13 protein-coding genes, 2 tRNA genes and 1 pseudogene are annotated in these 14,662 nt (G+C 60.6%); 10 read left to right on the top strand and 6 right to left on the bottom strand.

Going from position 1 to position 14,662, the window contains the following annotated elements; translation table 11 throughout:
* Positions 1 to 423 precede the first annotated feature (423 nt).
* The 3 genes from mgtE to HMPREF2993_RS02010 all read right to left on the bottom strand — a co-directional run bounded on the left by mgtE (position 424) and on the right by HMPREF2993_RS02010 (position 4,323).
* Positions 424 to 1,788 (bottom strand): magnesium transporter, encoded by a 1,365-nt coding sequence (gene mgtE, locus HMPREF2993_RS02020; RefSeq protein WP_070700751.1) that lies wholly within the window; start codon positions 1,786 to 1,788, stop codon positions 424 to 426.
* Positions 1,789 to 1,957: 169 nt separating this feature from the next.
* A complete protein-coding gene (crtI, locus tag HMPREF2993_RS02015; protein ID WP_070700750.1) occupies positions 1,958 to 3,472 on the bottom strand; it encodes a phytoene desaturase family protein in 1,515 nt (504 codons plus the stop codon).
* Between the two features lie 2 nt (positions 3,473 to 3,474).
* Entirely contained in the window at positions 3,475 to 4,323 is an 849-nt protein-coding gene (locus HMPREF2993_RS02010; protein WP_070700748.1) for a phytoene/squalene synthase family protein, read from the bottom strand.
* Positions 4,324 to 4,416: 93 nt separating this feature from the next.
* Between HMPREF2993_RS02010 and HMPREF2993_RS02005 the strand changes: the two genes are divergently transcribed.
* Together HMPREF2993_RS02005 and HMPREF2993_RS02000 are read left to right on the top strand one after the other, a co-directional pair.
* Complete coding sequence (locus HMPREF2993_RS02005; RefSeq protein WP_070700746.1) at positions 4,417 to 5,157, top strand: ABC transporter ATP-binding protein; 741 nt, start codon at positions 4,417 to 4,419, stop codon at positions 5,155 to 5,157.
* A gap of 3 nt (positions 5,158 to 5,160) precedes the next feature.
* Positions 5,161 to 7,707, top strand: coding sequence for an ABC transporter permease (locus HMPREF2993_RS02000; protein ID WP_070700743.1), 2,547 nt, complete (start codon positions 5,161 to 5,163; stop codon positions 7,705 to 7,707).
* Between the two features lie 37 nt (positions 7,708 to 7,744).
* Here HMPREF2993_RS02000 and HMPREF2993_RS01995 read toward each other — a convergent pair whose 3' ends face one another.
* Together HMPREF2993_RS01995 and HMPREF2993_RS01990 are read right to left on the bottom strand one after the other, a co-directional pair.
* The gene (locus HMPREF2993_RS01995; RefSeq protein WP_049157650.1) at positions 7,745 to 8,104 is read right to left on the bottom strand and encodes a fluoride efflux transporter FluC; all 360 of its coding nucleotides are present in this window, start codon (positions 8,102 to 8,104) and stop codon (positions 7,745 to 7,747) included.
* Positions 8,101 to 8,418, bottom strand: a complete 318-nt coding sequence (locus HMPREF2993_RS01990) for a fluoride efflux transporter family protein (RefSeq protein WP_049157652.1) — start codon at positions 8,416 to 8,418, stop codon at positions 8,101 to 8,103. The genes HMPREF2993_RS01995 and HMPREF2993_RS01990 overlap by 4 nt, the downstream gene beginning before the upstream one ends.
* An 83-nt stretch (positions 8,419 to 8,501) precedes the next feature.
* On the opposite strand from HMPREF2993_RS01990, the gene pgm reads away from it, so the two are divergent.
* From pgm to HMPREF2993_RS01955, 7 genes and pseudogenes are all read left to right on the top strand, one after another.
* Positions 8,502 to 10,124: a phosphoglucomutase (alpha-D-glucose-1,6-bisphosphate-dependent) gene (gene pgm, locus HMPREF2993_RS01985; protein ID WP_070700741.1), complete on the top strand. Its 1,623-nt coding sequence runs from the start codon at positions 8,502 to 8,504 to the stop codon at positions 10,122 to 10,124.
* A 19-nt stretch (positions 10,125 to 10,143) separates the two neighbouring features.
* Positions 10,144 to 10,581 (top strand): MauE/DoxX family redox-associated membrane protein, encoded by a 438-nt coding sequence (locus tag HMPREF2993_RS01980; RefSeq protein WP_141758242.1) that lies wholly within the window; start codon positions 10,144 to 10,146, stop codon positions 10,579 to 10,581.
* Between the two features lie 17 nt (positions 10,582 to 10,598).
* On the top strand, positions 10,599 to 11,066 hold the full coding sequence (locus HMPREF2993_RS01975; protein WP_070516121.1) for a MauE/DoxX family redox-associated membrane protein: 468 nt from the start codon (positions 10,599 to 10,601) through the stop codon (positions 11,064 to 11,066).
* Positions 11,067 to 11,123: 57 nt separating this feature from the next.
* Positions 11,124 to 11,879, top strand: coding sequence for a DsbA family protein (locus tag HMPREF2993_RS01970; protein WP_070700739.1), 756 nt, complete (start codon positions 11,124 to 11,126; stop codon positions 11,877 to 11,879).
* Between the two features lie 100 nt (positions 11,880 to 11,979).
* A tRNA-Ala gene (locus HMPREF2993_RS01965) sits at positions 11,980 to 12,052 on the top strand.
* Positions 12,053 to 12,074: 22 nt separating this feature from the next.
* Positions 12,075 to 12,147 (top strand) — tRNA-Ala (locus HMPREF2993_RS01960).
* A 175-nt stretch (positions 12,148 to 12,322) separates the two neighbouring features.
* Positions 12,323 to 13,118: pseudogene (locus HMPREF2993_RS01955) on the top strand (methyltransferase domain-containing protein).
* Positions 13,119 to 13,200: 82 nt separating this feature from the next.
* Here HMPREF2993_RS01955 and HMPREF2993_RS01950 read toward each other — a convergent pair.
* Positions 13,201 to 13,485: a cupin domain-containing protein gene (locus HMPREF2993_RS01950; RefSeq protein WP_046647394.1), complete on the bottom strand. Its 285-nt coding sequence runs from the start codon at positions 13,483 to 13,485 to the stop codon at positions 13,201 to 13,203.
* A 211-nt stretch (positions 13,486 to 13,696) separates the two neighbouring features.
* Here HMPREF2993_RS01950 and HMPREF2993_RS01945 point away from each other — a divergent pair, with 211 nt between their 5' ends.
* Positions 13,697 to 14,662 (top strand): ABC transporter substrate-binding protein, encoded by a 966-nt coding sequence (locus HMPREF2993_RS01945; RefSeq protein ID WP_046647393.1) that lies wholly within the window; start codon positions 13,697 to 13,699, stop codon positions 14,660 to 14,662.

Raw genomic sequence — 14,662 nt, 5'->3', positions numbered from 1 at the left:
TATCAGGTGTCTACCTAACGGGGGTCAGGTCCGGGCGACTATTTGTTGACACTGAGCACAAAGCCGCGTGCCGCAGGCATTTTCTTCGTACGTCAGGCGGGCAACTGCTTCGCGAATGACTTCAGGACGCTTGCAGAAGGCAAGGCGCACCTTGTACTGCCACGGTTCTAGGCTGTCCGTGAAAGCGGCAGGAGTGGTTGCAGCCACACTCTTTGTGGTGGACAGTTGGACGCAGAAATCGATGGTGTTCAGCCCGGTAGAGGAGAGGGGGTAACCGCATAGCAAGCGGCTCTAGTGTCATGCATGTGGAAGCCCAGCTGCTCTAGGGTGCTAAGGACTTGTTTCCAAGAGGACGATGCGGCTCTAGTACGGCCGCAGGAAGGTCGGCAGGCCGTGCGATGCAGCGCGGCAGTTTCTATCGGACTAGATGCCCAACACCGACTTTGCGATGAAGAAGTAGATAATCAAGCCCGTCGCGTCACAGAACGTGGAAATAAACGGGTTAGAAAACACAGCGGGATCCGCGCCCACCGTCTTAGCCACAATTGGCATGAGCCCACCTACCGTCGCTGACATCGAGCAGATAAGAAACAGGGTGGAACCGATCACGATACCGATATCGACGCCGTAGACCACCGTCGCCAAGACGAGACCAGCCAGTCCCAGTACGGCGCCGAGCAGCATTCCGACGCGCAGCTCGCGCCACATTACGGAAAGGAGGTCGCGCGTTCGGACGTCGCCAAGCGCGAGCGCACGGGTCACTGTAGTAGCCGCCTGGTTTCCTGTATTGCCGCCCGTGCCGGTGAGCAGAGGGATGAACAGCGACAGTACAACCGCCTTGGCTAAGGTGTCCTCGAAGGAATCGAGAACCCGCACGGTCAGCAGAGCTGACACAGCGAGCACGAGCAGCCAGAGAATGCGGGAGCGAACGAGCTTGAGCAACGGCGTCGACAAGTAAGGCTGCTGGAGCGCTTCCGTACCACCGGAACGAGCAGAGTCCTCGCTGTCCGCTTCTTCCATGATGTCCGTGGCATCGTCCCACGTAAGAAGACCGACGAGGCGGTGTGAATCATCCACAATTGGCAGAGCTAGCATATCGAGGGGCAAGAACCACCGCACGGTCTCCTCGGCGTCGGCAGTCGCACGCGCATAAACCGGTTCCTTCATGATGTCCTCAATGAGTACACCGCGCTCAGCCGTGAAGAGTTCGCGCAGGCTGACGACGCCGACCAGACGCCGGTCCTTGCGCGTCACCGGAACGGTATAGATGGTCTCCAGTTCATCGGCCGTATCCCGGAGCGTGTACAGGGCATCTTCCATGCTCATTTCCGGGTGAATGTCGGGCACCTCTGGCGACATACGACGCCCGACGGAGCCCTTCGTGTATCCAAGGATCACTCCGGTCACGTCGCGTTGAGTCTGGGTCAGTGAACGGAGGAGGCGATCCGCAATCTCCGCGGGCAGCTCATCCAAGAGCGCCACTCGGTCTTCGGGGTCCAACTCGTCGAAAAACTCGTAGACATCGGCGTTGCCCAGCTCATCAATGATGTCCGCTTGGTGCTTTGCATCGAGTGCGTCGAAGACTGCGATGGACTTTTCCCGCGGCAGCAGGCGGAGGGCTAGCGCAGCGCGGAGAGCATTTTGCCGCTCCACAATCGCGATGAGGTCTTGACGGGGAACGCGGGCTAAGAGCTCCTGGAGACGAGGGGCCTTTTTAGGATCGATAGCGTCTTCTTGCTTCAGCCATGACTCTACGGTCTCGCTGGCCTGCTCAGTAGTTTCTGCCATCGCTTCGCCTTTCCACTCGACGTCAACCTCCTCAGACTACGCTATGCAGCGCTGCACGGCCTTTTCGTGAATTCCATGCCGTGGAGTGGGGACTGAGAACCAAGTTCTGTCACGGGGGTCAGCACTGGGGGAATTCAGCGCGAATTGAGAGTGCACTCGGGCCCAACGTTTAGCGCTGTTCACGCATCCGCGTGAGGACGTTGTGCGCAGAAATAAGGCACATTGGCACTCCCACGCCCGGCACGGTCGTTCCGCCCGCGTAGAACAGGTTCTTCAGTTTTCGCGAGACGTTGCGCCCACGGAAGAACGCGGATTGCTGCAGCGTATGTGCAGGCCCCACCGCTCCACCTGCCCACGCGTTATAGCGCTGCACAAAATCAGAGGGCCCCACCGTTCGGCGCACGACGATGCGCTCGGCAAAGTCCGGAATGCCAAGCCATGTGCCTATCTGGTGGATAGCGGCGTCAGCAATCGCGGCGACGCGCGGCGATTCTTCCTCACCATAGGCATCGCCTGAGCCAAAAGTATCTTCCGCCGGCACAGGGACGAGCACAAAGAGGTTCTCGCAGCCCTCCGGCGCCACGTCAGGATCCGTCGCGGATGTCTTGGATACGTAGATAGACTCCGAAGCACCGAGCGGACGCGAGGCCTCCGGGCCGTGGTAGACGGCGCGGAAATCGGGCTCCCAGTCCTTGCTAAACAACAGAGTGTGGTGCTCAAGCTGCGGCAGCTCGCCGCGGACGCCGAGGAACACCAGAACCGTACCCAAACCCGGATCGCGCCGTGCGAAGTAGCTTTCCGGGTAGGTCCGCGCTGCCTCTGGCAGTAACGCGGTTTCGGTGTGGCGCAGGTCCGCCGCCGACACCACGGCCTCTGCAGAAATGAAGCGGCCGTCATCCAGCCGCACGCCAGTTGTGCGCCCGTCCGTGCACTCAATTGCCGTCACCGCGGTACCCATGAGGAAGGTTGCACCCTCCGCTTGGCGCGCAATCGCCGCGACCACCGCGGCGAAGCCCCCCTGCGGGTAGCGCACACCTTCGACCAGGTCGGTGTGGCTCATCAAGGAATACAGGGCCGGCGCGGCCTGAGGCTCGGTCGACAAAAACACCGCCGGATAGGTCAGGACCTGACGCAGGCGATAGTCCTGAAACTGCGCCGCTACCAGCCTGTCCAGCGAACGCGTCAGCAGCATCGCGAGCGTGCCCAGCCGCGTGAGCACCTCCCGTGTCAGCAGCTCAGTAGGGCGCGAAAACGTGGTGTACAAAAAGCTGCTCAGCGCCACCGCGTAGACGTCGGAGGAGCGCGCCAAATACGCCCGTACGCGCTCACCCGCGCCCGGCTCAATAGACTCGAATAGGTGCGCGACCTCCTCCACGCCGCTCTCCACATCTAGGAACGCGCCGTCCTCGTTGTACACGCGATACGCAGGCGAGAGGGGGACGAGGTCCAGCTCACGCTCGGTGCTCGTCCCACAGGCCCGGAAAAATTCATCAAAAGCCTCCGGCATGAGATACCACGAAGGCCCCGTATCGAAACGGAAGCCGTCGACTTCTAGGACTCCCGCCCGCCCGCCGACGCTACGCTGCTTCTCGACGACGACCACGTCCCAGCCCTCCCGCAGCATCAACGCCGCGGTGGCAAGCCCCGCGATGCCAGCGCCGATGACGACAACCCGCTTGCCCATGTTTATTTCACCGCCGATGCAGCTGCCCGGCTCACGAGGAAGGCCTTACGCGCTGGTGACACCGACACCCTTGTCGTGAGGATCTCGGCGGCGGGGGTTGCCTCGAGCTGGTCGGTGAGCTCAGTAAAGAGGGCGGTAGCCGCCGCCACGCCCATGCGGGAGCCGCGCGGCAGCAACTCGATGGCACCCTGCGCTACAGACAGGTCCTCGCGAATATCAGCGATGATGGCAGCCTTCCTCTCCTCGTCCAAGCCAGTGGGATCGGGCAGCGCTGGAAAATATGAGCGGCCGAGGTCTGCGGAGTCCTCGCGCAGATCGCGCAAGAAGTTGATCTTCTGAAACGCCGCGCCCAAGCGCCGCGCGCCTTCCTCGATGCCGGCCGGTCGCGCCTGACCGGCGTAGAAGGCGTCCAGGCACAAGAGCCCGATGACCTCCGCGGAGCCGCAGACGTAATCCTCGAAGGAGTCGTGGGTGTGCGTGTGGTGCGTCAGATCGCAACGCATGGAGGAAAAGAACTGTGCAACGTGCTCATCGCTGAACCCGCAACGCCGCGCGGAAAGCGCAAAGGCATGCACGATCGGATCAGCGTGAAAACGCTGGGACGGGGCGGCGCGGACGGTGGCCTCGTAGGCGTCGAGAAGCACGGCGGCGTCCTGGGGAGCAAGCCCCGCATCGACGATCTCATCGGCCGTGCGCACCATGGCGTATAAGTTACGGATATCCACGCGCACTCTTGGTGAGAGAAGCCGCGTGGCCAGGGAAAAACTGGTGGAGTAGTGGCGCATGACCTGAGCCGCGGCTGCTTCGGCACAACGGTCGTAATGCTCTAGAGCGGAAAGGGATGCGCGCATGGAGCATATTTTAGACCACACGCGTCACATAACTTACCCAGGGCAAGATAGGGTAGTGACGTTACTTTCCCTATCTATAAGGAGAACACGTCCATGACCACCCCAACGATGACTGCTGCGGCCCGCGCCGTTGACCTGTTCAAACAATACGGTCAGGGAGATACCGCAGTCACCGCGTTGGACCACGTCGACGTTGAGTTCGCGCGCAACACTTTTACCGCCATCATGGGCCCCTCGGGCTCCGGCAAGTCCACGCTCATGCACACCATGGCGGGGCTCGATTCGGCGACGTCCGGTTCGGCCTTCATCGGTGATACCGATATGTCGCAGCTCAGCGACAAGGATATTACGGCCCTGCGCCGCGACCGCCTGGGTTTCATCTTTCAGTCCTTTAACCTGGTGCCCACGTTGACTGCGGCAGAGAACATCACGCTGCCTACCGATATCGCTGGCAACAAGGTCGATAAGGCGTGGTTTGATGAGGTCACCACGCGCCTTGGCCTGTCCCACCGCCTGAACCACCGCCCAGCCGAGCTCTCCGGCGGCCAGCAGCAGCGCGTGGCGTGTGCGCGCGCCCTGGTTTCCCGTCCGGAGATCATCTTCGGTGATGAGCCCACCGGCAACCTGGATTCGAACTCCTCCGCCGAGGTGCTCGACATTTTGCGTACCGCCGTGGACAAGGATGGGCAGACCGTGGTTATCGTTACGCACGACGCCAAGGCCGCTTCGTACGCTGACCGCGTGGTCTTCCTCGCCGATGGCCGCCTGGTTAATGAGCTCATGAATCCGACCATGGAGTCCATCCACGCCGTGATGGCAGAAATCGAGGGCTAGAGCATGGCCACAAAGAACACGATGCGCACGGTCTCCGTGCGCAATATTCTCGCGCATAAGCTGCGCCTTGCCCTGACCCTGCTGGCGGTGGTGCTGGGTACCGCGTTCATCTCGGGCTCCTTCATGTTCACCAACTCGCTGTCGAATACGTTCGACTCCGCTGTCTCGACAGCATTTACCGGCGTGGATGCGGCCGTGAGCCAGAAGGAAAACGGCCCGAAGCTGGATCAGAAGATGCGCGATGACATCGCCGCCGACCCCGACGTGCGTGCGGTGAACATGCAAAGCAGCCAGACGGTCGTGGTGGCCAACGAAGACGCCGAGGCGTTCCAGACCGGCGGGGGCACGTCCAGTGTGCAGCCCTTCTACCCGGGAGAGCAATCCGTAGGTGAGCCTGCCACGCTTGTCGACGGCTCCGAGCCCCACGGGACCGGCGAAGTCCTCATCAACGACTCCGCCGCCGAGAAGTTCGGCATCCACGTCGGCGACACCCTCCTCGTCGTGCACCCGGACCAGCGCGATGAGGTGAAGGTCGTGGGCGTCGTCAAGCCTGTGGTGGACCAGGGCCCCAGTCTGACGTTGCTCATGGAACACGAGGCCTTCGTTGAGCGCTATGGAGACTCTTCCCAGCTGAAGGTCGCTGCGGCCGACGGCGTCGATGCCGATGCGCTCGTGGAGCACCTCAACAACACCTTCGAGGTCGAGGCGGAATCCGGCCAGAAGCTGGCCGATGAGCTGTCGGATCAGATTTCCTCTGCCCTGAAATTCGTCAACTACTTCCTCATCGCCTTTGGCCTCATCGCGCTGCTGGTGGGCACGTTCATTATCGCGAATACCTTCTCCATGATCGTGGCCCAGCGCACCAAGGAGTTCGCGCTCCTGCGTGCGCTCGGTGCTTCCCGCAGCCAGATCACGCGTTCGGTGGTGACGGAGGCCTTCATCGTGGGGCTCGTCGGCTCAGCCGTCGGCGTGGTGGCAGGTATGGGCTTAGTCGCACTCATCAAGGCAGTCTTTGAAGCTAAGGACATGCCCATGGGCGGCGGTCTGGGCCTGAGCGTCAGCGCAGTAGTCGTGCCGCTGCTCTTGGGCGCGGTGGTCACCATCGTGTCCGCGTGGGCGCCGGCGCGCCGCGCGGGTGCGGTAAAGCCGGTGGAAGCCATGCGCACAACCGAGTCTGCAGCTGGTTCTTCGCTCCTCGTGCGCAGCGTGCTGGGTGGACTGTTGCTCGTCGCGGGCATTATCTTCGCGGTCCTCGGCGTGCTTATCGACGCCTCCACGGGCATCCGTGCCTCCCTCGTGGGTCTTGGCGCGCTCAACCTGATCCTTGGCTTCTTCCTGGCTGGACCGGCCATCTCCCTGCCCATCGTTCCGGCGATTGGCCGCGTGATTGGTGCGCCCTTTGGTGCGGTGGGCAAGCTAGCCTCGACGAACTCGGCGCGCAACCCGCGCCGTACCGCGGCGACCGCATTCGCTCTCATGCTGGGCGTGGCGCTGGTGACCTCGATCGGCATGTTGGGTGCGACGATGAAGGCCTCGGTGGCCGACACCGTCGAGCAGGACGCCCGCGCGGACTTCTTGCTGTCCGGCCCGACGTCTGGAAACTTTCCGACCCCGAACGAGACCGTGCAGCGCGCCAGCGATACTGAGGGCGTCGGACAGGTCGTGTCGATGAGCACAGCACCCCTGCAGGTGGATGGTCAGGCTTCGATGAACTATGGCCCGGAGATGAAGGTCAGCCAGGTCATCGATGGCAACGCCGATGACGTCCTTAACTTCACCCTGGTGGAAGGATCGTTGAAGACGGGCGAGGAGCCGGGCTTCATCGCCGAAGCCGACCTGGCTGCAGAGCAGGGCTGGGAGGTCGGCCAGAGTTATGAGCTGGCGGGCCCGGATCTGTCTCGTACCACGCAGGTGAAGCTCCTCGGCACGTATGAGCCCTTCCAGATGCTCCCGCGCTTAGCTGTCTCCGCCTCCGCGGCAACAGAGGTCGTCGACCCGGCTAGCCTCAACGTCATGTTGGTCTACGTGAACGCGGAGGAAGGCTATGACAAGGAAAAGCTGCGCGCCAACCTGGAGGAGTCCGTCAAGGACCTCGTCGTGGTGCAGGTGCGCACCGGCGAGGAATTCGCAGGCGAGGCCGCCGGCATGATTGACCAGATGCTCACAATCCTCTACGCGCTGCTGGCGTTGGCTGTGGTCATCGCGATCCTGGGCATTGTCAATACCCTCACCTTGGGCGTGATTGAACGACGCCAGGAGATTGGTATGCTGCGCGCGGTGGGCACCCAGCGCCGCCAGATTCGCACGATGATCACCGTGGAGTCGGTACAGATTGCGCTCTTCGGCGCTCTCATGGGCATCCTCATGGGGCTGGGGATGGGGTGGTCCTTCATCTCCGTGCTTGCGGACGAAGGCCTCGACTCCACGACGGTGCCGTGGATGATGCTCGTCGTCATGCTCGTCGGCTCCGGCATCGTCGGTGTGCTAGCCGCCCTGTGGCCGGCCCACCGCGCGGCGAAGACTCCGCCGTTGGACGCCATCGCTGACTAACACTCCGCGCGCTTGGGCGCGGAGTGCGGTGAGAAGGCTAGGCCAAAAGCGAGCCGACCCACGCCCCGCGCCACGCCAGGACGATGCCCAGGCCCACCGTCCAGAAGAGATACCGCGCCAAGCGCCACCAGCGCTTGGCCTTAATCATGTCACCGAGCTCTTTGGCCAACGTGGACCATGTCGATAGCCCGCCCGCCACGCCGGCCGCGAGCAAGGGGAGGAAGAACTCGGGGGTGTGCGCGTGCGTGGCGTAGCCATAGGCCACGCCGGCCACCGCGGAGCCGATGAGGTTGGCGGCGAAGGTACACGTGGGGGAGGGCAGGATGCGGGTTAACAGGTAGCGCCCGCAACCGCCCACAAAACCGCCGGCGAGTACGGCCAGGATGGAGAGGATCATGCATGCCTCCGATCCTGCAGGCGGTCACCTATGAGGTAGGCCCCGGTGCAGCCGACGACCGTCGCCAGCACGTAGGCCCCCGCCTGCGCCGGCCCGAAACCTGAAGTGAGATACGCAAACGCGGCAAAGCTGGTGAACCCACCCAAGAAACCCGTGCCCCAGAACGCGGGCGGCTTGGCATAGCCCATCACAGCGCTGCCAACAACGTTGATGAGCAACAGCGGCAGCGCGCCGCCCCCGAGAAGCGAAGAAAGGCCAAAGCGGGCCAGCGCCCCGAGCGCGGTCCCGCAGCCCACAAGAAGGATCTGTGGCATAGGCACCATCCTAGTTGGGATGCGAAAACGTCGTGAAGCAGGCAAGCTTAAGGTGTATCCACGTCTCCAAGGAGGAAACCACCATGGCACACGAGCGCGCCGGCCAACTAGCCCAGCCTTCGGATCTCATCGATATCGCGGAGTTGGTCACCGCGTACTACACCCGCACCCCCGACGCCGATAACCCTGACCAGCAGGTTTCCTTCGGCACCTCTGGGCACCGCGGCTCCGCCTTGGACACCGCCTTCAATGAGGCCCACATCCTGGCCATCACCCAGGCCATCGTGGACTACCGCGCCGAGCAGGGCACCACGGGCGCCATCTTCATCGGTCGTGATACCCACGCCCTGTCCGAACCCGCCATGGTCTCCGCCCTCGAGGTCCTCCTAGCCAATGAACTGGAGGTTCGGGTGGATGACCGCGGGCGCTACACCCCAACGCCAGCTGTTTCGCATGCCATCCTGACCAACCCGGGCACCGACGGCATCGTGATTACCCCCTCCCACAACCCGCCGCGCGATGGTGGATTCAAGTACAACCCGCCAACGGGCGGTCCGGCGGATACCGATGCCACCGACTGGATTGCAGCAAAAGCCAACGACTACCTGCGCGCCGGGCTCGACGGGGTGAAGCGCGTACCGGTTGACGGCGTGCTCGATGCGCGCTGCGTCAAGCACAATTACCTCGACTCTTATGTGTCCGATTTGGCCAACGTCGTGGACATGGCGGCTATCAAGGACGCCGGCGTGCGCATCGGCGCGGACCCGATGGGCGGCGCCTCGGTGGACTACTGGGCGGCCATCGCTGAGCACTACGAGCTGAACATGACCGTGGTGAACCCCGACGTCGACGGCACCTTCCGCTTCATGACGCTGGATACCGACGGCAAGATCCGCATGGACTGCTCCTCCCCGGACGCCATGGCTTCGTTGGTGGATAACCGTTCCAAGTACGACCTGGCCACGGGCAACGACGCCGACGCGGACCGCCACGGCATTGTTACGCCGGACGCTGGGCTGATGAACCCGAACCACTACCTGGCTGTGGCCATCGAGTACCTGTTTAGCCACCGCCCCCAGTGGGGAAATGCGGGCGTGGGTAAGACCTTGGTGTCCTCTTCCATGATCGACCGCGTCGTGGCCAGCCTGGGCCGGGAGCTCGTGGAGGTGCCGGTGGGCTTCAAGTGGTTTGTGCCGGGGCTTGTCGACGGCTCCCTCGGCTTCGGCGGCGAAGAATCCGCCGGTGCTTCCTTCCTGCGCTTCGACGGTACGGTGTGGTCCACCGACAAGGACGGCATCATCTTGGACTTGCTGGCCGCGGAGATCCTGGCGGTGACGGGCAAGACCCCGTCGCAGCGCTACGCGGAGCTGGCGGAGGAATATGGTGCGCCGGCCTATGCGCGCACCGACGCCCCGGCTACCCGCGAGCAGAAGGCCATCCTGAAGAAGCTCTCCCCGGAGCAGGTGACGGCTACGGAGCTGGCGGGCGAGGAGATCGTCGCCAAGCTCACCGAGGCACCGGGCAACGGCGCGGCGATCGGGGGCCTCAAGGTGACGACGGAGAACGCGTGGTTTGCCGCGCGCCCGTCCGGCACGGAGGATAAGTACAAGATTTATGCTGAGAGCTTCCGTGGCGAAGAACACCTCAGGCAGGTGCAGGAAGAAGCGCAGGCGCTGGTGTCACAGGTTCTCGGAGGTCTAGGCTAATGGTTTACGATCCATATCGGTGCCTGACCTCATCAGCGCGCTTGCACGCTATGGAATGGCTGCCGTGTGGATTATCGCCGGCATACAGAAACTGGATGCCCGGATGGAGATGACCCAGGCCATCGAGGCCTATGGCATCTTTACCCCGGAGTGGTCCGGATACTTGGCCTACCTCATCGGGCCCCTAGAACTCATGGGTGGGGTGCTGCTGTTGTTGGGGCTGTTCTTGCGGGAGGCGTCGGCAGTCGCTGCGATGGTTGTGGTGCTGTTCATGGTGGGCATCGCGCAGGCGTGGGCGCGGGGGCTCGTCATTGATTGCGGGTGTTTTGGCTACGACCCTGCCGACGTAAGTCAGGGCATGAACTACGCACTGACGCTGCTTCGCGACGCTTTCTTCCTCGCCCTCACTGTCTGGACCATCCGGCGCCCCTACCGCCGCTATGCCCTTCACCCGTAGATTGTTAGGCTAACTCCGTGACCAAAACCAAAATCAGCGCACCACTCGTGCTCGACATCATTAGTGCATTCGCGCGATTCTATATGGCCTATGTGTGGATCAAGGCGGGGGCGTCGAAGCTGACGGATCAGCTCGCGGTGTCGCAAAGCATCAAGGCATATGAAATCTTTACCCCTGAGTGGTCGCACTACTTGTCCTACCTGATTGGCCCGCTGGAGATCTGTGGCGGCCTGCTGCTTTTGCTGGGGCTGTTTTTGCGACCATCGGCGTGGGTTGGGCAGATAGTTCTGGTGCTGTTCATGATCGGCATCGCGCAGGCGTGGGCGCGGGGACTCGGAATTGATTGCGGTTGCTTCTCCGTGAGCCCTGATGAAGACGCGCAAGTGATGAATTACATGATGACACTTCTGCGAGATGTCTTCTATTCTGTCTTAATGGTGTGGACGATCAAGCGTCCTTTCACCAAGTTTGCATTGCACCCTTAACAGTGGTGTGTAGGCTTTCATCTGTTCGAACTTAAGTCATAAAGGCAAGGTTGTTTAATGAGTACAGTCAAAGACCCCAACTCCAAAGGCAATAGTGGATTCGTCTGGGGCCTCGCTGTTCTGCTGGTTATTATTGCCGTGGTCATCGGATACATCGTCTACCAAGGGCGAGGTGCACAGACCGATGCGCTGGGGGACTACGCCGCCGAGGGCGTCTCCATGGAGATTTCCTACGCGGACAATGCGGTAACCCTCAAGTCCGCGGATGCAGCAAAGGACGCAACCGAAGTAGACCTGTACGAGGACTACTCCTGCCCGCACTGTGGTGACCTGGCGAAGGAAACCGACGAGCAGATGAAGGATGCGATTGATGCGGGCGAGCTCGTCGTGCACGTGCGCACCCTCAACTTCCTTGACGGCAGCCCGAACGGCTTGGAGAGCATCAAGTCCAACACGGGCCACTCCTCCAAGGCGGCAGCTGCGATGGAGCAGGTAGCAAAGACCGGTGATGCCAAGCTCTACTGGAACCTGCGTAAGTACCTCATGGAGAATCAGTCCAAGGTGTACAACAAGTGGGAGATGGAAGACTTCGCTGCTGCCGCGAAGGAACTGGGCGCAGATGATGCCACGGTAAAGGCCATTGAAGAAGCCCCGGTTGGTGAAGGAAACCCACTGGTGACCTCGAACTACGAAAAGCTGGAGAGCGAAACCGGAAGCGTGTCCTCGCCGCGCATCATCAAGGACGGCAAGGACATTCCAGAAGACGAGAACACGTCCATCATGGAGTGGGTTGGCCTCGTCCTAGACAAGTAGCCATTGAGAAAATAACGCGCCCCAACTCGCGATTTGGTGAGTGAATGGGGAGCGGATATATTGATACGAGTTGCAATCGTGAAGGTTGTACCTCGTATGAGGGGCTATGGCGCAGTTGGTAGCGCACCACACTGGCAGTGTGGGGGTCACGGGTTCGAATCCCGTTAGCTCCACTTCATAATTCAATACAGCTTTGGGGCTATGGCGCAGTTGGTAGCGCACCACACTGGCAGTGTGGGGGTCACGGGTTCGAATCCCGTTAGCTCCACTTTATACCCTCTTTCCACTGGTCAGAAGGTTTTATTTTTGTCTGGGGAATTCTTTGTTGACGTCTAGTTATGACTGTGTTTAAAGCCAGGTGAAATCCAAGGTTGAGTGCCGGGGACGTGGTCGACGAACTGGTAAAACCGGACTGATTCATTGGGGAGGGCAATCAGGTCCTCATGAGTGAACAAATGATCGGCACATCACGTGCGGATGAATCCATGCAAGGCCACTGGCTTTTGGCCAAATTGGGAAAGTGAGTCCTTTGCCTCGGTGGGCGCAGACTAACAGATGAATTGCTCGAACTATCCGGAATTCCGAACGTTGATGTAGTTGAACCAGCGCCTAGTCTTGGGCGCACGCCGGGTAGGATTCTTGAGCTCACGCCTTCGAGTTATACAGGTGCGGATAGTGATCCGGATGCTGTGGCTGCAGTGCGCCGCGTCTTTGGCCTGCGTGCAAAGCTAATTGAGGCCGACGCCGCTGAAACTGGACTGGCCGATGAGTCGGCTGACCTTGTGATTGGGAAGCGATGCTCACCATGCAGGGTGAGAAGGCTAAGAATGCAATCGTTGCAGAGGCTGCGCGCATCCTACGTCCGGGTGGGCGGTACGCCATTCACGAACTGGGGCTAGTTCCTGAAGAACTAGCAGATGGGGTGAAGGATGAAATCCGTCAAAGCCTTGCGCGCGCAATTAGGGTGAACGCGTGTCCGCTGACCTTGGGCGAATGGACGGCAGTGTTTGAGGCTAATGGCTTTTTAAAGCCGCCAAGGTTGAGACCGCGCCGATGGCTTTGCTGCAGCCGCGTCGAATTCTTTCCGATGAAGGATTCTTAGGCACGCTGTGCTTTGTGAAGAACCTTCGGAATAACTCCGATGCCCGCAAGCGGGTGCTGCAGATGCGAAAAACCTTCAACACGCACAGCGAGCACCTCAACGCCGTGGCAATCGTGGCAACGAAGCCAGAGCGTTAGGAAGCTGGAACGCTATCTAGGCGCGATTGCGCACTACGGTCGGCAGGATTGCTGAGTCTTCCAAGGAGAGCAGTCCATGACGCTACTGAGGCACCACAGCATGCTCATCGGCGCTCAACTCTAGTGAATCGTCGTCTGCGGTAAGCCGAACTTTTCCGCTCAATACGTGCAAGAGTGCCTCGCCAGGGTTCTCGTGCTTAGACAATTCCTTGCCGTCTTTCAGGACAAGCAAGACCTGTAAAAGGGAACCACCAGGCACTGCGCGGAACACGTGGGTTGCACGCCCGCTTTCTGTCCCAGCCGCCTTATTTAGCAGTTCTTCAGCCAGCGCTTTTAGATTAACGCTGACGCTTGGTGTCTCAGCCATTTTCGAAATCTCTTCCAAATGTTAAAGGGGATTGAACTGCGCTAAGCGATGCCAGGTGTAAATGGTTGACCGTCTAGTGTCGAGTCTATATCTTTGGTATATCAATCCTTACAATGAATAGTCCTACCTATTGAAAGTTAGGCAACCCTACTCAAGTGGTGTATATTTGCCATGGTTAATTGATCCCTGTTCCCAGCAAAGGAAATAACAAGTGAAAAAGACGGCATTGATGGCTTTAAGTGCTGCTGCAGCCCTCGTTCTTGCGGCGTGCTCCACCTCGGGGGAAGAAGCCTCGGGGGAAGATGCAGCGACTGGCGACGGTGAGCAGCTGACTCTGTCCCACCCCAGTATTGAGGGGCTAAACATCGACTTCGAAAACCAGCCAGAAACCATCGTTATGGACTGCTACGCCTATAGCTCTCTGCACGAGTACGGCATTGAGCCGGATGCGTTGTTTGGTTTTGAGTGTGACAACCCAGCGTTGATGGGTGATGCTGACATCGAAGGTATTGAGACCATCGGCCAAGATGCTGAGATCGATCTGGAAAAGCTGGCTGAACTGCGCCCGGATGCCATCATCGGCAACGGTAACGCGAAGGGTTGGTCTTGGTTCGATGAAGACGTCAACGCTCAGTTGCAGCGCGTTGCGCCTTTCGTGCCGCTGCCATCGGAAGGCTCTATTGATCAAAGGATTGCGGATACCCGCGAGATTGCAGAGTTCTTCGGCGCAGACGTAGAAGCTGACAACATCGTGGCGGCAGATGGAGACTTCGCAGCGGCCAAGGAAGCGTTCACCGCAGCAGTAGACGGCAAGGATTACAACTTCCTGCTGACCAGCCCAACCAAGGAAATGCTCTATACCGGCGTGGGCTTCCCGCAGGCGGACATGCTGGAAGAACTTGGCGCAAACATCGCAGGCCCAGACACACCAGCGGAAGGAAACCCGTGGGGTCGAGTGGCGTGGGAAGATGCTTCGACCTACCCTGCTGATGTCATCTTGGTAGAAAACTATGACCCAGAGGCGCCATTTACTGCGGAGCTGTGGGACAACCTTCCAGCTGTCCAGGCAGACCAGGTATCCACGTGGTCTTCCAAGGGTGCGTTGACCAGCCGTAACTATGCCGATTGGCTGCAGGATCTTGCAGACAAGGTAGAGACCTACGACAAGGTGAGCTAG

It is taken from the genome of Corynebacterium sp. HMSC068G04 (genome assembly GCF_001814885.1).
Lineage (GTDB): Bacteria > Actinomycetota > Actinomycetes > Mycobacteriales > Mycobacteriaceae > Corynebacterium > Corynebacterium hiratae.
Note: the sequence above shows the minus strand (reverse complement) of the source record. Positions and strands in the feature narration are given on the sequence as shown.